21 protein-coding genes and 1 pseudogene are annotated in these 22,825 nt (G+C 32.1%); 17 read left to right on the top strand and 5 right to left on the bottom strand.

Features of this window, described 5'->3' with window-relative positions; all coding sequences use genetic code 11:
* Positions 1-167: 167 nt before the first annotated feature.
* The 3 genes from HMPREF2663_RS07985 to HMPREF2663_RS07975 are packed head-to-tail and all read left to right on the top strand — an operon-like array spanning position 168 to position 3,251.
* Positions 168-1,523 (top strand): cytochrome ubiquinol oxidase subunit I, encoded by a 1,356-nt coding sequence (locus HMPREF2663_RS07985; protein WP_002490068.1) that lies wholly within the window; start codon positions 168-170, stop codon positions 1,521-1,523.
* Positions 1,520-2,536: a cytochrome d ubiquinol oxidase subunit II gene (locus HMPREF2663_RS07980; RefSeq protein ID WP_002446167.1), complete on the top strand. Its 1,017-nt coding sequence runs from the start codon at positions 1,520-1,522 to the stop codon at positions 2,534-2,536. The genes HMPREF2663_RS07985 and HMPREF2663_RS07980 overlap by 4 nt, the downstream gene beginning before the upstream one ends.
* Positions 2,537-2,591: 55 nt before the next feature.
* Positions 2,592-3,251, top strand: coding sequence for a potassium channel family protein (locus tag HMPREF2663_RS07975; protein ID WP_001831652.1), 660 nt, complete (start codon positions 2,592-2,594; stop codon positions 3,249-3,251).
* A gap of 970 nt (positions 3,252-4,221) precedes the next feature.
* Here the strand turns inward: HMPREF2663_RS07975 and rnjA are convergent.
* From rnjA to def, 3 genes are all read right to left on the bottom strand, one after another.
* Entirely contained in the window at positions 4,222-5,904 is a 1,683-nt protein-coding gene (rnjA, locus tag HMPREF2663_RS07970; RefSeq protein ID WP_070846155.1) for a ribonuclease J1, read from the bottom strand.
* Positions 5,904-6,122: a DNA-dependent RNA polymerase subunit epsilon gene (locus HMPREF2663_RS07965; protein ID WP_001831646.1), complete on the bottom strand. Its 219-nt coding sequence runs from the start codon at positions 6,120-6,122 to the stop codon at positions 5,904-5,906. Before HMPREF2663_RS07965 ends, rnjA begins: the two co-directional genes overlap by 1 nt.
* A 432-nt stretch (positions 6,123-6,554) precedes the next feature.
* Complete coding sequence (gene def / locus HMPREF2663_RS07960; protein ID WP_002457448.1) at positions 6,555-7,106, bottom strand: peptide deformylase; 552 nt, start codon at positions 7,104-7,106, stop codon at positions 6,555-6,557.
* A 182-nt stretch (positions 7,107-7,288) separates the two neighbouring features.
* On the opposite strand from def, the gene HMPREF2663_RS07955 reads away from it, so the two are divergent.
* The 13 genes from HMPREF2663_RS07955 to HMPREF2663_RS07895 all read left to right on the top strand — a co-directional run bounded on the left by HMPREF2663_RS07955 (position 7,289) and on the right by HMPREF2663_RS07895 (position 20,143).
* Positions 7,289-7,915 carry a YkyA family protein gene (locus HMPREF2663_RS07955; RefSeq protein WP_002446170.1) on the top strand — a complete coding sequence of 209 codons (627 nt, stop codon included), beginning with the start codon at positions 7,289-7,291 and terminating at the stop codon, positions 7,913-7,915.
* A 170-nt stretch (positions 7,916-8,085) separates the two neighbouring features.
* The gene (gene pdhA / locus HMPREF2663_RS07950; protein ID WP_001831653.1) at positions 8,086-9,198 is read left to right on the top strand and encodes a pyruvate dehydrogenase (acetyl-transferring) E1 component subunit alpha; all 1,113 of its coding nucleotides are present in this window, start codon (positions 8,086-8,088) and stop codon (positions 9,196-9,198) included.
* 3 nt (positions 9,199-9,201) lie between these two features.
* Positions 9,202-10,179, top strand: coding sequence for an alpha-ketoacid dehydrogenase subunit beta (locus HMPREF2663_RS07945; RefSeq protein WP_002446171.1), 978 nt, complete (start codon positions 9,202-9,204; stop codon positions 10,177-10,179).
* A gap of 130 nt (positions 10,180-10,309) precedes the next feature.
* Entirely contained in the window at positions 10,310-11,611 is a 1,302-nt protein-coding gene (locus tag HMPREF2663_RS07940; RefSeq protein ID WP_002446172.1) for a dihydrolipoamide acetyltransferase family protein, read from the top strand.
* Positions 11,612-11,615: 4 nt separating this feature from the next.
* Positions 11,616-13,022 carry a dihydrolipoyl dehydrogenase gene (gene lpdA, locus HMPREF2663_RS07935; protein WP_001831650.1) on the top strand — a complete coding sequence of 469 codons (1,407 nt, stop codon included), beginning with the start codon at positions 11,616-11,618 and terminating at the stop codon, positions 13,020-13,022.
* A 311-nt stretch (positions 13,023-13,333) separates the two neighbouring features.
* Complete coding sequence (locus HMPREF2663_RS07930) at positions 13,334-13,612, top strand: UPF0223 family protein (RefSeq protein WP_002475680.1); 279 nt, start codon at positions 13,334-13,336, stop codon at positions 13,610-13,612.
* 138 nt (positions 13,613-13,750) lie between these two features.
* Positions 13,751-14,290 (top strand): helix-turn-helix domain-containing protein, encoded by a 540-nt coding sequence (locus HMPREF2663_RS07925; protein WP_002446174.1) that lies wholly within the window; start codon positions 13,751-13,753, stop codon positions 14,288-14,290.
* A gap of 11 nt (positions 14,291-14,301) precedes the next feature.
* Positions 14,302-15,396 carry an ABC transporter ATP-binding protein gene (locus HMPREF2663_RS07920; RefSeq protein WP_002446175.1) on the top strand — a complete coding sequence of 365 codons (1,095 nt, stop codon included), beginning with the start codon at positions 14,302-14,304 and terminating at the stop codon, positions 15,394-15,396.
* Complete coding sequence (locus tag HMPREF2663_RS07915; RefSeq protein ID WP_002446176.1) at positions 15,389-16,192, top strand: ABC transporter permease; 804 nt, start codon at positions 15,389-15,391, stop codon at positions 16,190-16,192. Before HMPREF2663_RS07920 ends, HMPREF2663_RS07915 begins: the two co-directional genes overlap by 8 nt.
* A 5-nt stretch (positions 16,193-16,197) precedes the next feature.
* Entirely contained in the window at positions 16,198-17,010 is an 813-nt protein-coding gene (locus tag HMPREF2663_RS07910; RefSeq protein ID WP_002457443.1) for an ABC transporter permease, read from the top strand.
* Entirely contained in the window at positions 17,007-18,080 is a 1,074-nt protein-coding gene (locus HMPREF2663_RS07905) for an ABC transporter substrate-binding protein (protein ID WP_002457442.1), read from the top strand. The genes HMPREF2663_RS07910 and HMPREF2663_RS07905 overlap by 4 nt, the downstream gene beginning before the upstream one ends.
* 68 nt (positions 18,081-18,148) lie before the next feature.
* On the top strand, positions 18,149-19,300 hold the full coding sequence (gene auxB, locus HMPREF2663_RS07900; protein WP_002446179.1) for a lipoteichoic acid stability factor AuxB: 1,152 nt from the start codon (positions 18,149-18,151) through the stop codon (positions 19,298-19,300).
* 306 nt (positions 19,301-19,606) lie between these two features.
* Positions 19,607-20,143 (top strand): DUF4064 domain-containing protein, encoded by a 537-nt coding sequence (locus HMPREF2663_RS07895; protein WP_002446180.1) that lies wholly within the window; start codon positions 19,607-19,609, stop codon positions 20,141-20,143.
* A 283-nt stretch (positions 20,144-20,426) separates the two neighbouring features.
* Here HMPREF2663_RS07895 and HMPREF2663_RS07890 read toward each other — a convergent pair whose 3' ends face one another.
* Positions 20,427-21,773 carry an Nramp family divalent metal transporter gene (locus HMPREF2663_RS07890; RefSeq protein ID WP_002457441.1) on the bottom strand — a complete coding sequence of 449 codons (1,347 nt, stop codon included), beginning with the start codon at positions 21,771-21,773 and terminating at the stop codon, positions 20,427-20,429.
* Positions 21,774-21,902: 129 nt separating this feature from the next.
* Positions 21,903-22,514: a YktB family protein gene (locus tag HMPREF2663_RS07885; RefSeq protein WP_002457440.1), complete on the bottom strand. Its 612-nt coding sequence runs from the start codon at positions 22,512-22,514 to the stop codon at positions 21,903-21,905.
* Positions 22,515-22,690: 176 nt separating this feature from the next.
* On the opposite strand from HMPREF2663_RS07885, the pseudogene HMPREF2663_RS12745 reads away from it, so the two are divergent.
* Positions 22,691-22,825, top strand: a pseudogene (locus HMPREF2663_RS12745) (inositol monophosphatase); the annotation flags it as partial.

Raw genomic sequence — 22,825 nt, 5'->3', positions numbered from 1 at the left:
ATAAAAAAAGAGACGTCATTTCAACTTTGTGAACGTTGTGTGAAAAGACATAAAATCGTCACAATGATTTAAAGCAATTTAATTTAGTTCAATAGTACTAAGGACTTATAATTTTAATCACTTGTCACTCCAATAACTAAAAAATAAAAATGAAGGGTGATTTATAGATGGATTCAGTTGAAATAGCTCGATTGTTGACGGGTATGACACTTGCAGTGCATATCATATTTGCAACAATTGGTGTTGGTATGCCACTTATGTTTGCAATAGCAGAGTTTATTGGCATAAAGAAAAATGATGCGAATTATATTACATTGGCTAAAAGATGGTCGAAAGGCTACACAATAACCGTTGCTGTTGGCGTCGTTACAGGTACCATTATTGGTTTACAACTTTCACTTGTCTGGCCAACGTTTATGAAAATGGGCGGTCATGTTATTGCTTTACCACTATTCATGGAAACTTTTGCATTCTTTTTTGAAGCAATCTTTTTAAGTATTTATTTATATACTTGGGAAAGATTTAAAAATAAATGGACACATTTTTTCATATCTATACCCGTCATTATAGGAGGTTCATTCTCTGCATTCTTTATTACATCAGTCAATTCATTTATGAATACCCCAGCGGGTTTTGAAATTAAAAATGGTCGAATGGTAAATGTTCAACCATTAGAAGCAATGTTTAATTCATCGTTTATGGTTCGTGCTTTACATGTAGTTGCAACTGCAGGTATGACGATGGCGTTTATATTAGCTGCCATCGCAGCGTTTAAATTATTACGTCATAATCATAAAGAAGATAGAATATACCATACAAAAGCTCTTAATTTAAGCATGATTGTTGGATTCATCAATACCGTTCTTTCGATGATTGCAGGAGATTTATCTGCTAAATTTTTACACAAAGTTCAACCAGATAAGCTTGCAGCATATGAGTGGCATTATGATACGCAATCACATGCGAATTTAGTTCTTTTCGGTGTATTAAATGAAAAAACACATGAAGTTTCAGGAGCACTAGAGATTCCTGGATTACTTAGTTTTTTAGCAGATAATAGTTTTAATACAAAAGTTAAAGGTTTAAATGAATTTCCTAAAAATGAATTACCTCCTATGATAGTTCATTACTTTTTCGATTTGATGGTATCAATGGGAATATTCTGTTTTATCATTTCAGGACTCTATATGTTATTTTTAATTGTTAAAAAGTTACGTAAATATGTAACTAGTAGTGTGATGTTATACGCTATCTTGTTAACTGGTCCCGCATCAATGTTAGCGATAGAATTTGGTTGGTTCTTAACTGAAATGGGTCGTCAACCGTGGATTATACGAGGATATATGCGCGTATCAGAGGCGGCTACCCAGGCGGGGGGAATCACATTAGTAACGACGTTATTCGGTTTACTATATCTTTTATTACTAGTTACTTCGGCTTATGTACTAATTAGAATGTTTAAAAATCAACCTGCTTATAAAGATGTAGAAAAAGTGATTGAAGAGAGAGGTGAAACAAAATGATTTACGCTTATATCGGTATAACAGTATTATGGGTATTTTTATTTTGTTATATTATCATCGCCTCCATTGATTTTGGTGCAGGATTTTTCGCATTGCATTCTAAAATGACAGGTAATGAGAAAAAGGTTAATCATTTAATCCATAGATACCTCAATCCAGTTTGGGAAGTTACAAATGTCTTTTTCGTTTTCTTTTTTGTAGGATTTATTGGTTTTTTTCCTGATTCTGCTAAATACTTAGGAACAGTTTTATTAGTTCCTGGATCAATAGCTTTAATTCTTATTTCTATACGAAGTAGTTTTTATGCTTTTGAAAATTATGGTCAAGATACTAAACTGCCCTGGATTGTATTATATGGTTTAACAGGTCTATTAATTCCAGCCTCTCTAGCAACTGCTCTAACAATTTCAGAAGGTGGTTATATCTATGAGCATGGCACACATATTGATTTAGACTGGATACAATTATTATTAAGTCCATTTGCATGGTCTGTAGTATTCTTAGCCATAATTTCAGTTCTCTATATTTCATCAGGTTTTTTAACATATTATGCTCATAAAGCAAATGATCAACCAGCTTATGATATGACACGACAATGGCATATTTTTTGGGGGCCACCTATGATTGTGATTTCATTATTTGTTTTCTTATCTCTTAGAATTCAAAATTCTGATCACTTTAGAACTGCTATTTTTAATTATTGGTGGATGTTTGCAATCAGCTTTATATTTTTTATAATAGCTGGATTACTGACTATATTTAAAAAGAAACACGGTCTAGCTTTTATCATGGTTATATTGCAAATGTTATTTGCATTCTTTGGCTACGGAATGAGTAAACTTCCATATTTACTTTATCCGTTTATTAAAATTACAGACTCTCATGTCAATCCGGAAATGGGATTATCATTAGTTATTGTTTTTGTTTTAGGTTTACTTTTATTAATTCCATCGTTAATATTATTATTAAGATTATTTGTTTTCGACAAAGCATATGTGGAAGGAAAGAAATAATAAGACTCTGAGGAATGTTAGTAATCATTCCTCTTTTATATAGTGGAGGACGAATATGGATAAAGAGTATGTCGTAATTGGACTAGGGCGTTTTGGCGGTAGTATTGTTAGAGAACTTAACGCATTAGACATGGATGTTATGGCTATTGATAGAGACGAAAATCGTGTTAACGAATATAGCGATATAGCAACACATGCTGTTGTTGCTGATACAACTGATGAGGCAGTAATGAAGAGTTTAGGAATACGTAATTTCGATCATGTTATTGTCGCTATTGGTGAGAATATACAATCTAGTACACTAACGACGTTAATTCTTAAAGAATTAGGTGTCAAAAAGGTTACTGCTAAAGCTCAAAATGATTATCATGCTAAGATTTTAAATAAAATAGGTGCTGACACTGTTGTGCACCCTGAAAGAGATATGGGAAGACGTATTGCTCATAACGTTGCTAGTGCTAGTGTACTTGATTACTTAGAACTTGCTGATGAGCATTCAATCGTTGAATTAAAATCTACAGAAAAAATGGCAGGTCAAACAATTATTGAATTAGATATTCGAGCGCAATATGGTATTAACATTATAGCAATTAAAAGAGCTAAAGAATTTATAGTTTCTCCGGATCCTAACATCAATATTGAAATAGGGGACATTTTAATTATGATTGGTCATGATAATGACTTAGGTCGCTTTGAAAAAAATATAAGTAAGTAAATGTTTGCATAATCCAATTTTAAATTGATGTATCTGTACAGCATAAGTGAATTGTTGAAAAGTGAAATTTGTTTCTTTTTGTTTTTAGAATATCGTAAATGAAAATCTAGTTTATAATGTTGAATCTTTTTAAGTATTTAAATAGATTAATAAAATTGTATTATTTTAGGCTTAAACATAATAAAGTACACTTAATTATTTGTACTTCTATTAAATGTTATTCCTGTAAATAAATATTTCAAAATTATAAAAAGTAAACTGGGACATTAATCCCAAAAAAGCAGTAAGATATTTTCTGATTGAAAATTACCTTACTGCTTTTCTCTATTTATACAATACTAAGTATTGTATGACATACTTTGTGAATAAAGGTTATAACATGACTCAATTTACCATACTAATAGAAACTTCAGTACTCATCTCCATAAATGATATGTTTAGCATGTGAATGATATTATTGAAACAATTATAGATCCCGAGTTAAATGAAATTGAACACCATTGTGATACAATCCATTATATCATCGTAAAATGTTGTTAAAAGTAGTTTTATATGTTCTATACATAATCAGTATTTTCTGATTGGAATATAGAGACATTACTTTAAGAAATTTTCTGAACCTAAACCATAAAACAATTAGCTAGTCAAAGAAGGAATAGGATTTGTATTAAAGGAACTTATATAAGTAAGATAGTATCTCAACAAGCTTATTATAGTTTGAAAATTATAAAAGAGACAATTGCTATATGAAATAATATAGCAATTGTCTCTTTTTACTAGTTTAAGAACTTTAAGTTCTATACTTCTTTTTTTATAAGAAATTCAAAGATAGAAGATATAATCTCAAATCGTATTAAATGAATAACTCAAAATAATTAATTACTACTAAAAATATCTAATATTATTAGAGTGATGGAAACATTTAAAGTAGTATAAATTCATTGTAACTTGACTAAATATATTTAAGTGTTTATTTATCTTCATTTACTTTCATTATCACAGGTAAAATCATAGGTTTTCGAGCTGTTTTTTCATAAAGATAAGGATGTAATGTTTCGATAATTGAAGATTTAATTTGATGCCATTGAATATCTTTATTGCTGTTAAGTTTAGAAATGACATCGCCTTTAATTTTACGTTGAGCATCATAAATTAATTGACCAGATTCACGCATATAAACAAAACCACGTGAAATAATATCAGGGCCAGATAGTAATTTGTTAGTATTAAAGTCAATGCTCACAACAACAATAACTAACCCTTCTTCTGAAAGTAATTTACGATCTCTGATGACAACATTGCCAATATCACCTATACCACTGCCATCAACGAGTACATTGCCGGAAGGAATTCTTCCTGCTTTTCGTGCAGAATTATGAGTTAAGGCAAGTACATCACCGATATCGAAAATAAATACATTATCTTCATCAACACCGCATTGAACACCAGTCTCGCCATGAGCTTTAAGCATACGATATTCACCGTGAATTGGCAGGAAGTATTTAGGTTGAATCAGACGTAACATTAATTGTTGATCACCTTGAGAACCGTGTCCAGAAGTGTGAATGTTTGATATTTTACTATGAATCACATCTGCACCAGCTTTGTACAACGCATTAATTGTACGATTAATACTCTTAGTGTTACCTGGAATAGGTGAAGAACTAAATACTACAGTGTCTTCCGGTATAATTTTTATTTGCTTATGTGTACCATTTGCAATTCTTGATAATGCAGCCATAGGTTCACCTTGAGAACCAGTACAAAGAATGAGTAACTCGTGTTTAGGTACACTATTTATTTTATTAGGCTCTATAAACGTTTCTGGTGGCGCTTTGATATATCCTAGTTCCATACCAATTTTGATATTGTTTTCCATTGAACGTCCAAATGTAACGATTTTACGATTATATTTAATTGCTGCTTCAACGGCTTGTTGAACACGATAAATATTAGAAGCAAAAGTTGCAAAGATAATACGACCCTTACAATTTCTGAAAATTTTATCGACATTTTGTCCAACTTCACGTTCACTTAAAGTGAAATCTGGAACTAGTGCATTTGTTGAGTCTGATAGTAAGCACAACACACCTTCATGACCTAATTGGGCCATTTTAGCTATATTAGCAGGCTCACCTACAGGAGTAAAGTCAAATTTGAAGTCTCCCGTATGAACAATTTTACCTTCAGGTGTATCGACTATAACGCCATATGCTTCTGGAATACTATGTGTGGTTAGATAGAAAGAAATTTCAAAATGCTTAGACTTAATTACGCTACTTTCATCTATTTCATGTAATTCAGTCGTTCTAAGCAAATGATGTTCTTCTAGTTTATTGCGAATGAGACCTAACGCTAATGGACCACCGTAAATAGGTACATTAATTTGTTTTAATAGGAAGGGCACACCACCTATATGGTCTTCGTGTCCATGAGTAATAAACAGACCGACAATCTTATCTTGGTTCTGTTCTAAGTAAGTGTAATCAGGAATTACATAATCAATTCCTAAAAGATTATCGTCAGGGAATTTGATTCCAGCATCAATGATTACAATTTCATCTTTGTACTCAACAGCATAGGTATTTTTTCCAACTTCACCTAAACCACCAAGTGCATATACACCTACTTCATTTGAATGTAGTTGTTTCATTATTCGGCGTTCTCCACATTAAAGTGTGTTGAATGTTCTTTTTCATATTCTAAGTGTGCGCCCTCTAATTTAGTAATAAATTCAATATTAAAATTTCGATCTTTCAAATAACGTCTTACTTGTTCCTCAGTTTGTCCCTCAACATAAATTGTTTGAGTATTTTCACGAACGATGACTTCATCTTTATTATGTTGATAAAATACTTTAAATACTGCCATTATTGTATTGTCCTCCTATAAATTATAATTGTTATATTTTACGACCCTAGTTGTGTATACTCGGGTTATTAAAGATTTTTTACATATCCATTAGAGTATTATTCTTCAATAATTTTTGTGTTCTAAATTTAATTTGTTAGAAACATACCAGCTCAATCTAAACGTAATTTTTATACTTGTTTAATCTCACTGCCCAATATGTTCTCTAGGGTAATAATGTCGTTCAAAATTTGAAATTAGTATCAATTTACTAAGATTTCAGTTAAGTAATATTTTACATGATGTTTTTGAATAAATAAAGCAGTTTTATTTCGCTATGTACTTTCTTGTTTTTAAATTAATCTTAATAACATTTGAATTACTTTAAAAAAAACACTTCATTAAGTAAGTATAAAATACAACTTAATGAAGTGTTTTAATATAGTTCATGATTTAGACTTCTACGGCCTCTTCATGTGGTTTTAGAGGTTCATTGGCATCAATATAATCATAAAACATAATGCCATTTAGATGATCAATTTCGTGTTGAAATACAATTGCAGGATAGCCTTTGAGACGTAATTTAACATCATTTCCATCAATATCTTGAGCTTTAATAGTGACTCTATGATGACGATGCACTAAACCTGGGATGTTTTCATCAACACTAAGGCAACCTTCGCCAGTTGGTAAATAAGCTTCTTGTACACTGTAACTTACTATTTTAGGATTTACGAGCATATAATCATACGATTTACCGTTTCCATCATCAGGTAAGTAGACAGCAATCATACGCTTTGGTTCATTAATTTGTGGAGCAGCTAAACCTACACCAGAACGTAGACCATAACGTTTTGCCGTTTCTTCATCCTGACTATTGATTAGAAATTCACGCATTGCGCGCAACGTTTCTTTATCATTGTTAGAAAGTGGGAAGCTTAATTCTTTCGCTTTTTCACGAAGTGTTGGATGACCATCTCTTATAATATCTTTCATTGTTATCATGTCATACACCTTCCTTATTAAATAATATATCAGATATGATAGATACAAGTACATTAATAGATACTCAAAGATTTTATAGCTTTAAATGTTTGCATTAGAATATAGAATAATAGCTTTATATTGATTTATTATTATTTATTATTTAATATTACAAGCGAACAACTTTGAGGAGGTAACAGTTCATGAATTTTAAAAAGACTGTAGCAATTGTCCTAACGTCATCAGTGTTATTAGCTGGATGTACTGTAGATAAAAAAGAAATTAAAAAATATGATGATCAAGTACAAAAAGCTATGGACCAAGAGAAACCCGTTAATCAAGTAAGTAAAAAAATAAACGAATTAGAAGAGAAAAAGCAAAAATTATTTAAAAAGGTAAATGATAAAGATCAAAGCACACGTAAAAAAGCAGCTGAAGATATCGTTGAAAATGTAAAGCAAAGACAAAAAGAATTTGAAAAAGAAGAGAAGGCTATAGATAATTCTGAAAAAGAATTTAAACAAGCCAAGCAATATCTTGAACATGTAGAAAACAAAGCAAAGAAAAAAGAAGTTGAACAACTTGATAGTGCTATTAAAGAAAAATATAAATCACACGATGCTTATGCAAAGGCTTACAAAAAAGCACTTAACAAGGAAAAACAACTGTTTTCTTATTTGAATGAAGATAATGCAACACAATCAGAAGTAGACGAAAAATCTAAAGATCTTTCTAAAGCATATAAAGAAATGAATAATAAGTTTAATGCATACTCAAAAGCCATTGAGAAAGTAAAAAGAGAAAAACAGGATGTAGACCAATTAAAATAAATAATGAGTTAATACAGTTGCGTGATTTTTAATATAACAGGTCATGTAACTGTATTATTTTTATGTGGAACAGAACTTTATGAAATCGTTTAACAGAGATTTTTATTTGTGATACAATTAAGGAGGATAAAATGAATTTCTATTTACATGGGAAAGGTATGGTGAATTGAATGGCTCCTAAGTTACAAGCCCAATTCGATGCAGTTAAAGTTTTAAATGAGACTCAATCGAAATTTGAAATGGTTCAAATTTTGGATGAAGACGGAAATGTCGTTAATGAAGACTTAGTACCTGATTTAACAGACGAACAATTAGTGGAATTAATGGAAAGAATGGTATGGACTAGAATTCTTGATCAACGTTCTATTTCATTAAATAGACAAGGACGTTTAGGTTTCTATGCACCAACAGCAGGTCAAGAAGCTTCACAATTAGCATCTCAGTATGCTTTAGAAAGTGAAGACTTCATTTTACCTGGTTATCGTGATGTGCCTCAGATTATTTGGCATGGCTTACCTCTTACAGACGCGTTCTTATTCTCAAGAGGGCACTTCAAAGGTAACCAATTCCCTGAGGGAGTTAATGCACTTAGCCCACAAATCATTATCGGAGCACAATATATTCAAACTGCCGGTGTAGCATTTGGACTTAAAAAACGTGGCAAAAATGCAGTGGCAATTACTTATACTGGTGATGGTGGTTCATCACAAGGTGACTTCTATGAAGGAATTAACTTTGCATCTGCATATAAAGCACCTGCAATTTTTGTAATTCAAAACAATAACTATGCCATCTCTACACCACGTAGTAAACAAACAGCTGCAGAAACATTAGCACAAAAGGCTATTTCAGTTGGTATCCCTGGAATTCAAGTTGATGGAATGGATGCTTTAGCTGTTTATCAAGCAACATTAGAAGCACGTGAACGTGCAGTAGCAGGAGAAGGTCCAACTGTTATCGAAACTTTAACTTATCGTTATGGACCACATACTATGGCTGGTGATGATCCTACTCGTTATAGAACTTCAGATGAAGATGCCGAATGGGAGAAAAAAGACCCATTAGTACGTTTCAGAAAATATTTAGAAGCTAAAGGTCTTTGGAATGAAGACAAAGAGAATGAAGTGGTTGAACGTGCAAAATCTGAAATAAAAGCAGCTATTAAAGAGGCTGACAATACAGAAAAACAAACTGTTACTTCTCTAATGGATATCATGTATGAAGAAATGCCTCAAAATTTAGCAGAACAATATGAAATTTACAAAGAGAAGGAGTCGAAGTAAGCCATGGCACAAATGACAATGGTTCAAGCGATTAACGATGCGCTTAAAAGTGAACTCAAAAGAGACGAAGACGTTTTAGTTTTCGGTGAAGACGTTGGTGTTAACGGTGGTGTATTCCGTGTTACTGAAGGTTTACAAAAAGAATTTGGCGAAGATCGAGTGTTTGATACACCATTAGCAGAGTCTGGAATTGGTGGGCTTGCACTAGGCTTAGCAGTGACTGGCTTCCGTCCAGTTATGGAAATTCAATTCTTAGGATTCGTTTATGAGGTGTTTGACGAAGTAGCTGGTCAAATTGCTCGTACTCGTTTCCGTTCAGGTGGAACTAAACCAGCGCCAGTTACAATTCGTGCACCTTTTGGTGGTGGCGTTCACACTCCAGAGTTGCATGCTGATAATTTAGAAGGTATCTTAGCTCAATCACCTGGTTTGAAAGTAGTTATTCCATCAGGACCATATGATGCTAAAGGATTATTAATTTCTTCTATTCAAAGTAATGATCCAGTTGTGTATCTAGAACATATGAAATTATATCGTTCTTTCCGTGAAGAGGTTCCTGAAGAAGAATACACAATTGACATCGGAAAAGCCAATGTTAAAAAAGAAGGTAATGATATTACTTTAATATCTTACGGGGCAATGGTACAAGAATCACTAAAAGCTGCTGAAGAGTTAGAAAAAGATGGTTATTCAGTTGAAGTTATTGACTTACGTACTGTACAACCAATTGATATCGATACTCTAGTAGCGTCTGTTGAGAAAACTGGTCGTGCTGTAGTTGTACAAGAAGCTCAACGCCAAGCTGGTGTAGGTGCACAAGTGGCAGCAGAATTAGCAGAGCGAGCAATTCTTTCATTAGAAGCTCCAATAGCTCGAGTAGCCGCATCAGATACTATTTATCCATTTACTCAAGCTGAAAACGTTTGGTTACCAAATAAAAAAGATATTATAGAGCAGGCTAAGGCAACTTTAGAATTCTAATTATTAAAAAAGCAAACGTAAAAATATCAATCAAATAAAGTTTACATTTAGTTGTAAGGTCTTCCTTACCTTACAACTTTTGTATAAATTTTCAATAATTTAAATACGTAAATCTTAGGAGGACAAGAACGTGGCATTTGAATTTAGATTACCCGATATCGGGGAAGGTATCCACGAAGGTGAAATTGTTAAATGGTTTATTAAAGCCGGCGACACAATTGAAGAAGATGATGTATTAGCAGAAGTTCAAAATGATAAGTCTGTAGTAGAAATTCCTTCTCCAGTAAGTGGTACTGTTGAAGAAGTGTTAGTAGATGAAGGAACAGTGGCAGTTGTAGGAGATGTCATCGTTAAAATTGATGCACCTGATGCAGAAGAAATGCAATTTAAAGGTCATGGCGATGATGAGGATTCTAAGAAAGAAGAAAAAGAACAAGAATCAACTGTGCAAGAAGAAGCTTCATCAACTCAATCACAAGAAAAGACAGAAGTAGATGAAAATAAAACTGTTAAAGCGATGCCGTCAGTGCGTAAGTATGCACGTGAGAATGGTGTCAATATTAAAGCTGTAAATGGTTCTGGTAAAAATGGACGAATTACAAAAGAAGACATTGATGCATACTTAAATGGTGGTAGTTCCGAAGAAGGTTCAAACACTAGCGCAGCATCTGAATCAACTTCTAGTGATGTCGATAATGCTTCAGCAACACAAGCTTTACCAGAAGGTGACTTCCCTGAAACTACAGAAAAAATACCTGCAATGCGCAAAGCAATTGCTAAAGCAATGGTTAATTCTAAACACACTGCACCTCATGTTACATTAATGGATGAAATTGATGTGCAAGAACTATGGGATCACCGTAAGAAATTTAAAGAAATTGCTGCTGAACAAGGTACAAAACTTACTTTCTTACCATATGTTGTTAAAGCACTAGTTTCTGCACTTAAAAAATATCCAGCACTTAATACTTCTTTCAATGAAGAAGCTGGAGAGGTTGTGCACAAACATTACTGGAATATTGGTATTGCTGCAGATACGGATAAAGGATTATTAGTACCAGTAGTTAAACATGCTGATCGTAAATCAATATTCGAAATTTCTGATGAAATTAATGAACTAGCTGTAAAAGCACGTGATGGTAAATTAACTTCAGAAGAAATGAAAGGTGCAACATGCACAATTAGTAATATCGGTTCCGCTGGTGGTCAATGGTTCACACCAGTTATCAATCACCCAGAAGTAGCTATCTTAGGAATTGGCCGTATCGCTCAAAAACCTATCGTTAAAGATGGAGAAATTGTAGCTGCACCAGTATTAGCTTTATCATTAAGCTTTGACCATAGACAAATCGATGGTGCTACTGGACAAAATGCTATGAATCACATTAAACGCTTATTAAATAATCCAGAATTATTATTAATGGAGGGGTAAAAACATGGTAGTTGGAGATTTCCCAATTGAAACAGATACTATTGTAATAGGAGCAGGTCCAGGTGGATATGTCGCAGCCATTCGTGCGGCTCAATTAGGACAAAAGGTAACAATCGTTGAGAAAGGTAATTTAGGTGGTGTGTGCTTAAACGTAGGTTGTATACCTTCAAAAGCATTACTTCATGCTTCTCATCGCTTTGTTGAAGCGCAAAATTCAGAAAACTTAGGGGTAATTGCTGAAAGCGTTTCTTTAAACTATCAAAAAGTTCAAGAATTCAAGACTTCTGTAGTTAATAAATTAACTGGCGGTGTTGAAGGACTTTTAAAAGGTAACAAAGTAGAGATTGTTAGAGGTGAAGCTTATTTCGTTGATAACAATAGTTTACGTGTCATGGACGAAAAGAGTGCTCAAACTTACAATTTCAAACATGCGATTATAGCTACAGGTTCAAGACCGATTGAAATTCCAAATTTTGAATTCGGTAAACGTGTTATCGATTCAACAGGAGCTTTAAATCTACAAGAAGTACCTAACAAACTAGTTGTAGTTGGTGGCGGATATATCGGTTCTGAATTAGGTACTGCTTTTGCAAACTTTGGCTCTGAAGTTACAATCCTTGAAGGTGCAAAAGATATTCTAGGCGGATTTGAAAAGCAAATGACGCAACCTGTTAAAAAAGGTATGAAGGAAAAAGGTATCGAAATCGTTACTGAAGCAATGGCAAAATCTGCTGAAGAAACTGAAAATGGTGTCAAAGTAACTTATGAGGCAAAAGGTGAGGAACAAACTATCGAAGCTGATTATGTTTTAGTTACAGTTGGCCGTCGCCCTAATACTGATGAATTAGGATTAGAAGAACTTGGTCTAAAATTTGCTGATCGTGGATTACTAGAAGTGGACAAACAAAGTCGTACTTCTATTGAAAATATCTTTGCGATTGGAGATATTGTACCTGGATTACCATTAGCTCACAAAGCTAGTTACGAAGGTAAAGTTGCTGCTGAAGCGATAGATGGTCAAGCCGCAGAGGTAGATTATATTGGTATGCCAGCAGTTTGCTTTACAGAACCAGAATTAGCACAAGTTGGTTATACTGAAGCTCAAGCAAAAGAAGAAGGTTTATCAATTAAAGCTTCTAAATTCCCTTATGCAGCTAATGGACGAGCTTTATCTTTAGATGATACAAATGGTTTTGTTAAGTTAATCACGCTTAAAGAAGATGATACGCTTATTGGAGCACAAGTTGTAGGTACTGGTGCATCTGATATTATCTCTGAATTAGGTTTAGCTATCGAGTCAGGTATGAATGCTGAAGATATCGCATTAACTGTACATGCACACCCAACTTTAGGTGAAATGACAATGGAAGCTGCTGAAAAAGCAATTGGTTATCCAATTCATACTATGTAATTACAAGTTAAGAATGATAAATGTATTCAAATTAATATGATTTATTTATGATTTGTACGTATATTACTTTTTCGTATGTATAGTCACAGACTGGCATAGTCATACGTATCATAAATCATTTCAAAATATTACCCTCAGCATTTAGCTATTCTAAATCATAGCGATCTGTTGGGGGTATTTATTCATGGTGGGATAGAATTCAAAAATGGATTTTATCCCATCTTTTTATGCCAATAAAGGTATACTGTGTTATTTTTAATATATCTAAATTTGAAAAATAAAAGTATAAAGTATATAAAGGAGAGGATACTATGGAATATCAATATCCATTAGATTTAGATTGGACTAATGATGAAATGATGAAAGTGATTCATTTCTTTAATAAAATCGAAAATTATTATGAGTCATCTGTAAAGGGTGACGAAGTTTTAAATGCTTATAAAAATTTTAAACATATTGTGCCCGGAAAAGCTGATGAAAAACAGATTTTTAAAGAATTTGAAAATAAAAGTGGTTATAATAGTTACAAAGTAATTCAAGAAATTAAAAAAAATCCAAATCAAACTATTTTTAATAAAGATATCGACTAACTTTTTCTATTAAATCCGCAATAATAAGTTAATATAAAACTATTGATTACGTAGCTATATTTTGTTATTTTTATTAAGCATTAAACAAAATGTTTGATATAAGTAAACATGATATAGCTTTTTTAGGTGGTCAGAAAGATGGATATTGGATATAAATTACGTAATTTAAGAAGAATAAAAAATTTGACACAAGAGGAATTAGCAGAGCGAACTGATCTATCAAAAGGATATATATCGCAAATTGAAAGTAATCATGCTTCACCTAGTATGGAAACATTTTTAAATTTAATAGAAGTACTTGGTACTTCTGCAAGCGACTTTTTTAAAGAATCGTCAGATGAGAAGGTACTTTATAAGAAGAACGAACAGACTATTTATGATGAGTATGATAAAGGTTATATCTTGAACTGGCTTGTAACGAATTCTAATGAGTTTGACATGGAACCATTGATTCTAACTTTACGACCAAATGCCTCATATAAAAACTTTAAACCATCTGAATCAGATACTTTTATCTATTGTTTAAATGGTGAAGTATCACTTCAACTAGGAAATCAAGTATATAAAGCTTGTAAAGAAGATGTACTTTATTTTAAAGCGAAAGATAAACATCGCTTATATAACGAAACAAATAAAGAAGTTAAGGTTTTAATCGTTGCCACAGCTTCATATTTATAGGAGGAAACTTTATGAATCCATTGCTTTCTTTTAAAGATGTCAGTAAGGGCTTTGAAGATGTACAAATACTAAACGAAATTAATATTGATATTGAACCAGGCTATTTTTATACACTTTTAGGTCCTTCGGGTTGTGGAAAAACAACAATTTTAAAACTCATAGCAGGATTTGAATATCCCGATAGTGGAGATATTATATATAAAGATAAACCTATTGGTAAAATGCCGCCGAATAAGCGTAAGGTAAATACTGTATTCCAAGATTATGCATTATTTCCACATTTAAATGTATTCGACAATATAGCATATGGTTTAAAATTAAAAAAATTAAGTAAGTCAGAAATTAAGCGTAAAGTTACTGAGGCACTTCAGTTGGTGAAATTAAGTGGGTATGAACATAGGCAAATACAAGGTATGAGTGGTGGACAAAAACAACGTGTAGCCATAGCACGAGCAATTGTTAATGAGCCTGAAATATTATTATTAGATGAGTCTTTATCCGCCTTAGATTTAAAATTACGAACAGAAATGCAATATTTATTGAGAGAACTTCAATCCCGTTTAGGTATAACCTTTATATTTGTAACTCATGATCAAGAAGAGGCCTTAGCATTAAGTGATTATATTTTTGTTATGAAAGATGGCAAAATTCAACAATTCGGGACACCAATAGATATATACGATGAACCAGTTAACCGATTTGTTGCTGATTTTATAGGAGAGTCCAATATAGTTGAAGGTACAATGGTTGAAGATTTTGTCGTCAATATTTATGGTCAAAATTTTGATTGTGTAGATATGGGAATAACAGAAAATAAAAAAGTTGAAGTTGTAATTAGACCCGAAGACATTTCACTTGTTTCAAAAAATGATGGGCTATTTAAAGCCAAAGTTGATTCTATGCTATTTAGAGGTGTACATTATGAAATTTGTTGCAAAGACAGAAAAGGGTATGAATGGGTAATACAATCAACAAAAAAAGCTAATGTAGGTAGTGAAGTAGGGCTGTATTTTGAACCAGAAGCAATACACATCATGGTACCAGGTGAAACAGAAGAAGAATTTGATAAGCGAATTGAAAGTTATGAGGACTATCATCATGCGTAATGTCAATAAATGGTTACTGGTTCCTTACTTATTATGGATGGTTATATTTATTATCATTCCAGTCATTTTACTTGTTTACTTTTCTTTTATAGATATTCATGGTCACTTTAGTTTTACAAATTATGAGCAGGTATTTTCAACTAGATATTTAAAAATGTTTATTGATTCAATTTGGTATGCCGCTTTAATTACAATGATTACCTTAGTAATAAGTTACCCAGCTGCGTACTTTATTTCTTATTCAAGATTTCAAAATATACTGCTCATGTTGTTAATTATCCCTACTTGGATTAACTTACTTCTCAAGACCTATGCATTTATTGGTTTGTTAGGGCATGATGGATTTATTAACCAAGCTCTACATGTATTTCAAATACCTAAATTAAACTTGTTGTTTACAAGTGGTGCATTTTTATTGGTGGCGAGTTATATATATATCCCATTTATGATTTTGCCTATATTTAACAGCATGAAAGCAATTCCTAACAATATTTTGCAAGCCTCTAATGATTTAGGTGCTAGTACATTTACTACGTTTCGTAAAGTCATCGTTCCGTTAACAAGAGAAGGTATTAAAACTGGTGTGCAAGTAACATTTATACCAGCTCTTTCACTGTTTATGATTACCAGGTTGATTGCTGGGAACAAAGTAATCAATGTAGGTACAGCAATTGAAGAACAGTTCTTAACTATACAAAATTATGGATTAGGTTCCACTATAGCACTTTTTCTTATTATTTTTATGGCCTTTTTACTCATTATTACAAAATCAAAATCATCTAATGGGAAGGGGTGATTAGTGTGAAATGGTATGGAAAATTATATATAGCTCTATTAATAAGTGTGCTTTATATTCCTATTTTCTTTTTAATGATTTATTCTTTTAATTCTGCGGGGAATATGAGTCACTTCGAACATTTTACTTTAGAACATTACCACTCCCTTTTTCATAATGATCGGTTGATGTCGGTGATTTTTAATACTGTTGCAGTGGCACTTTTATCTGCATCGATTGCTACAGTTATAGGTACATTTGGTGCAATCGCTTTATATTATTTACGCAACAAACGGTTTAAGATTACGCTATTAACGATGAATAATGTATTAATGGTATCTTCAGACGTAGTCATTGGTGCTTCTTTTTTAATTATGTTCACTGCAATAGGACATTTCACAGGTTTAGGTTTAGGGTTTTCAACAGTGCTAGCATCTCATATAGCGTTCTGTATTCCAATTGTTGTTATCATCGTCTTACCCCAATTATATGAAATGAATGATAACATGTTAAATGCAGCAAGAGATTTAGGTGCTAATGAATCACAATTATTAAGTAGCATTATTATACCTAATATTATGCCCTCGATTATAGGAGGATTCTTTATGGCATTAACATATTCTTTAGATGATTTTACAGTAAGCTTCTTTGTTACCGGAAACGGATTTAGTGTATTGTCTGTAGAAGTTTATGCTATGGCTCGCAAAGGTATAAGTATGGAGATTAATGCCATTTCTACAATAATATTTATTGCTATTATGTTTGGAGTATTTGGATATTACTTTATTCAACATATCGTTAATCGTCAGAAAAAGATGAAACGAGGTGTCAATGAATGAAGCGATTTTTTCAACTTATCATTTCTGCTATGGTTATTGGTATTTTATGTTTAATGATTAGTCATTGGTTTAAATCAAAAGATAATACCCACGCAAATGAGAAGTTATATGTTTACAATTGGGGAGAATATATTGATCCTAGCTTAATTAAGAAGTTTGAAAAAGAAACAGGTATACAAGTCGTATATGAAACCTTTGATTCAAATGAAGCAATGGAAGCGAAAATTCGAAATGGAGGCACACACTATGATGTAGCTTTTCCAAGTGAATATACTGTTCAAAAACTAAAAAAAGCTAAATTGCTTGAGACTTTAAATCATGACAAAATTCCAAATATCAGAAATTTAGACAATGATTATATGAACTTGTCATATGACCCAAACAATCGATATTCAATTCCATATTTCTTTGGAACCGTAGGCATTTTATATGATAAAGAGAAATATCCTAATGAAACGTTTGATAGTTGGGGCGATTTGTATCATTCTCAACTCAAAAATGATATTTTATTAGTAGACGGTGCACGTGAAATAATTGGAATGGGATTAAATAAATTAGGGTATAGCCTTAATGACAAAAATCCGACCCATATTCATCAGGCAGAAAAAGATTTGCATAATTTAGCACCACAAGTTAGAGGTATAGTAGGCGACGAAATTACCATGATGCTTCAACAAAACGAAGGACATGTTGCAGTAGTTTGGAGTGGCGTTGCTGCACCACTTGTACAGGAAAATACTCGTTATAATTACGTGATACCTAAAGAAGGCTCCAATCTTTGGTTTGATAATATGGTGATACCTAAAACTGCACAAAATAAAGAAGGTGCGTATAAGTTTATGAATTTCTTACTAGACGCGCAAAATAGTGCCCAGAATACAGAATGGGTAGGATATGCAACACCTAATAAAGCAGCTCGAAGTAAGTTGCCTAAAGAGGTAAGAAACGATCATAGATTCTACCCATCAAAGCAAGAACAGCAACGGTTAGAAGTCTATAAAGATTTAGGTCAATCGTCTCTCAGTGATTATAATGAAAGCTTTTTAAATTTTAAAATGTCTTTAAAATAGCAAATGGTAGTTATTTTTAGAATTTTTTAATATAATAATGTGATAAGTAAGTTAAGGAGTTGTAACGAATGTTAGGAGAGCAATATACACAAATTAAGCGTCCAGCAAATCGGCTAACTGAAAAAATATTAGGTTGGTTTAGTTGGGTATTCTTACTCATATTAACTATTGTTTCAATGTTTATTGCGCTCGTATCTTTTAGTAATGATACGTCAATTGCCAATTTAGAAAACACACTTAATAATAATGAACTCGTACAACAAATTTTAGCCAATAATGATTTAAGTACAACTCAATTTGTGATTTGGTTACAAAATGGAGTTTGGGCAATTATTGTTTATTTTATTGTTTGTTTGCTCATCTCGTTTTTAGCGTTAATTTCTATGAATATAAGAATTTTGTCTGGTTTTCTTTTTTTAATAGCTGCTATAGTCACAATTCCACTTGTATTGTTGATTGTAACTCTAATCATTCCTATCCTATTCTTTATCATTGCAATGATGATGTTTGCAAGAAGAGATAGAATAGAAACAGTGCCATCTTATTATAATGATTATGATCAAACATACTATGATGAGAGAGGTTTTTATGAACCAGAGTCAAGAAATGAACATGGATATAATGATGATGTGTATGAACCTATGCACACTAAAAAGGAAGATAGAAATACAAGACGTCAATTCAATAGAAATGCTCAGCAACAAGATTCCTATAATGGTATAACTGATAATCAACCTGATGAAGATATATCTTCCAATCAACTTTATTCAGACGAATATGTAGACAATGAAGATAAATATTCTCAATTTCCAAAAAGAGCAGTTGAAAGTGAATATGCGTCTCAACAAACTGAAGATGAACCAACAGTCATGTCAAGACAAGCTAAGTACAATAAAAAATCTAAAAATACGGATTTTGAAGATGTACAACAGGAACATATGGAAGGTAATCAACTCGATGACGTAGGAGTTGTTGAACCACAAATTGATCCTAAAGAACTAAAAGCGCAAAGAAAAAGAGAAAAAGCAGAAATACGTGCTAAGAAAAAAGAAAAGAGAAAAGCATATAATAAACGTATGAAAGAACGAAGAAAAAACCAGCCAAGTGCTGTTAACCAACGACGTATGAATTATGAAGAACGTCGACAAATGATTAATAATGAACATGAAGATGCAGATAATAACTTAAACCAAGAGGAAGATTCAAAAAAAGAAAATTAATATTTATGCCTAGGACATTTATTGCTGTCCTAGGCATTTTAAAAAAATTCATCCTCTGTAACTAGATTTTATATAGGATGAATTCAATATTTTTAATTTTAGATTAACCGTATTACTTAATAAAAGTGGGGATACCTATATCGCTATTTCAAAGAAAGTGAGTTGGACTCTGGATAAATCAACTTGACACCTTAGCAACTTATTTACTTCTTAATCAATATGGGAAATGAACTTATTCGCGATAAAGATAAATTTTTAGTATGATTAAATTAACCATAGTTTTAAGAGTTAGGAGGCACATATTAATTGAATAGAAAAGTAGAAAAAAGATTAGCGTGGATTGCTAATATCTTAAGCCTATTATTTTTAATTTTTGGTATTCTATCGATATTTGTTATTAATAATGCATCAAATCAACAACAATATAATGAATTAATGAAGCAGTTTTCAGGTAATAATCAAGATATGTCATCTGAAATGTTTTTAGTTTCTCTTATTGCATCATTAGTCATTTTAGGTTTTTCAACGCTATTAGGTTTTGTTGGTGCAATGGTAATTGAAGGAAGAAAAAACCTTGCTGCTAGTTTACTCATAGCAGCGGCTATCGTAGGTTTATTTACAACTAATTTAATCGCGATGGTTTTATGGATGATTGCTGCGATTAGACTTTTTGCAAAAAAAGATAAAACATATGTAAATGAAAATGATACAGATCAACTTCGTCAAAACCATTCAAAGGACCAAAGTGATCTGAATCATCAACAAAATCAACAACAGAAAGATGTTTGGGATCCTGAACAAGAAATCAACAAACAAAAAAAGGACGATCCATATATATATTAATAGGTTTAGAATTGATATTTGACTAATAAATGTTGAATACAGTCCATAAAAATACGCCCTATCAGTAAAAATAATTGATAGGGCGTATTTTTTAATAAAGTAAGAAAGGGACTATACAACTTGAAGTTAAGTATGTGCATAAATGGCGAAAAATAATGACTTTTTTAATAAAATATAACGTCACTATCTAAATTGAATTTTATTATGTACTTTTTCAACAGTAGCTATATTTCTAATTCATCATTTCAAAATAGAGGATACTTATTCTTTGTTATTCATTTAATCATAATTCTTGAAATGTTTGAATGATAAGATATACGTTAAGTCCACTTAAGATAATTATGAGTAACCAGGAAATGATGTTAATCCATGTTTTATTCTTAAAAGTTCCCATAAGATTTTGATTACTTGTAGCTAATTGAAGCGGTATTAACGAAAATGGCAAAGCAATACTCAAAAACACTTGAGAAAAGACAAGTAATTGTTCAATTTTTTCAGTATTTCCTTTAAATACTATAAGACAAATGATAACAGGTATCACTGCTAAAGACCGAGTGATAAGACGACGTAACCAGTTTGGAATGGATAATTTAAGAAATCCTTCCATCACAATTTGGCCTGCTAACGTTCCCGTTATAGTTGAATTTTGACCAGAAGCTAAAAGGGCAACAGCAAATAAAGTACTCATAATACCGCCAAGCGATGCACCTAAAGCAGGTTCTGTTTTTAGAGCCGAATAAAGATCATAAAAACCACCCAAATCTTCAGTTTTTGTTCCAAAGAATAGCGCAGCGCCAAGTGTAAGTAATAAGCAATTGACTACAAAAGCGATGGATAGCTGTATATTAGAGTCGATGGTAGCATACTTAATCGCTTGTGCTTTTTCATGAATACTGTGTCTATCATATTTTCGCGATTGTACAATAGAAGAATGTAAATATAAGTTATGTGGCATAATAGTAGCACCTATGATACCTAGTGCAATATAAAGTATCCCTTGGTTTGTAACAATTTCTTTATGGGGCACAAAACCATTAAGCATATCCATTACTTGTGGAGAAGAAATATAAACTTCAAATACAAAAATAGCCAATACGGTAAAGATTAACGTTCCCACGATAGCTTCAATCTTTCTGAAGCCAAATTTCATGATGAATAATAATAAGAATACATCAAATACAGTGATTAATGCACCTACAATTAATGGTATACCAAAGATTAAATCTAATGCGATAGCACTTCCTATAACTTCTGCAATATCAGTAGCGATAATTGCTAATTCTGCAATAATCCAGAACATAATTGCTACAGGCTTATTTAAAAAATGACGTGTCATTTGTGCTAAATCCATACCAGTTGCTATTCCTAATCTCACAGTCATACTTTGTAACAACATAGCAGACAAGCTAGAGATTAAGATTACGAATAACAAGGTATAGCCATATTGTGCTCCTCCTTGCATGGATGTAATCCAATTTCCGGGATCCATGTAACCAACAGCGACAAGCAATCCTGGTCCTAAAAAAGCCAGAAATTTTTGACTTGCACTATCATTATGATTGAAGTTGATGGTGTTATTGATTTCATCTAAACTTCGTTGTTGTTCCTGATTGTTACTATTGATATTCAATAAAATCACCCCTATTAATATATGAGAATATATTAACCTAAAGAAAATATTAGGTCAACCTAAAAATATTGGGGCAATAAAAATGCTTGAATGACTTTTCATAATTTAAATCACTCAAGCATTTTAAATTTATTGATAAAATTTTAAAAATTCATCAAAAGTTTCCTCAACAAATTTTAGGAAAGACTTATCAGATTGTAATCTTTTATCGGTAGGTGATAATGTTCTGGCAACAAAAAATTCACCTTTTTTAACATTTTTGACTCTATCGATAGCAGCATGCAACTCTTCATTACTCATATCGTTGATATAGTGCTTTTCAGATTTCATATGATCTAGAGAAACACTATAATCACTAGGTAATGATGTCAGTTTATCAAAATGTTTATCAAATATTTTCACTTTTTCTTCTTTATTTCTACCTTCGTGCATGATACCGAACATAATGAAAAGCTGATTTCTAAACAATCCGATTTGAAAGTGTGGTAACATTTTATAACCACGTTTATTAGGAGCAAAAGCTACCCATGTATCGATAGGTGGATTGACACTTCTACGTGCGTGTTTAGCTACGTGAGCATAAAATGTTTCACCTGTTTGTGTAGTAAAATATTCTTCAAAATAAGATCCTAATTGATGAAGTTGAGGTCTGACATAGTCATTAAGTGCTTCCATTCTTTGATCTAATCCTTCGACTTCAAAAGCTTTAAAATCTTTAGGTGAAAAAGTATATTGAGTCATCATATGCCTCCTTTTAATATGATTAGGAATATTGTAGCATAAACTTTTAAAGTTTATCTAAAATAAGGATGGTCATTCTCTTGATTTACGAAGTCTTTTTAAAGGTAAAATAGTGTGTATTCATATAAATTTACATAGTTATTCATGTATAATATGTAGTAATAGGAGATGATACGATGGCTTTATATGATTTTGCAAAAGGATTGATACTAGAAGCAGGAAATAAGGTAAGATTGATGATGCAAGAAGAATTAGACATTAAGACTAAATCAAATCCTAATGATTTAGTTACAAATGTGGATAAGGCGACA

Origin of the sequence: Staphylococcus sp. HMSC077D08 (assembly GCF_001837945.1) — a bacterium.
GTDB lineage: Bacteria > Bacillota > Bacilli > Staphylococcales > Staphylococcaceae > Staphylococcus > Staphylococcus epidermidis.
This window is presented reverse-complemented; position numbering and strand designations above follow the sequence as displayed.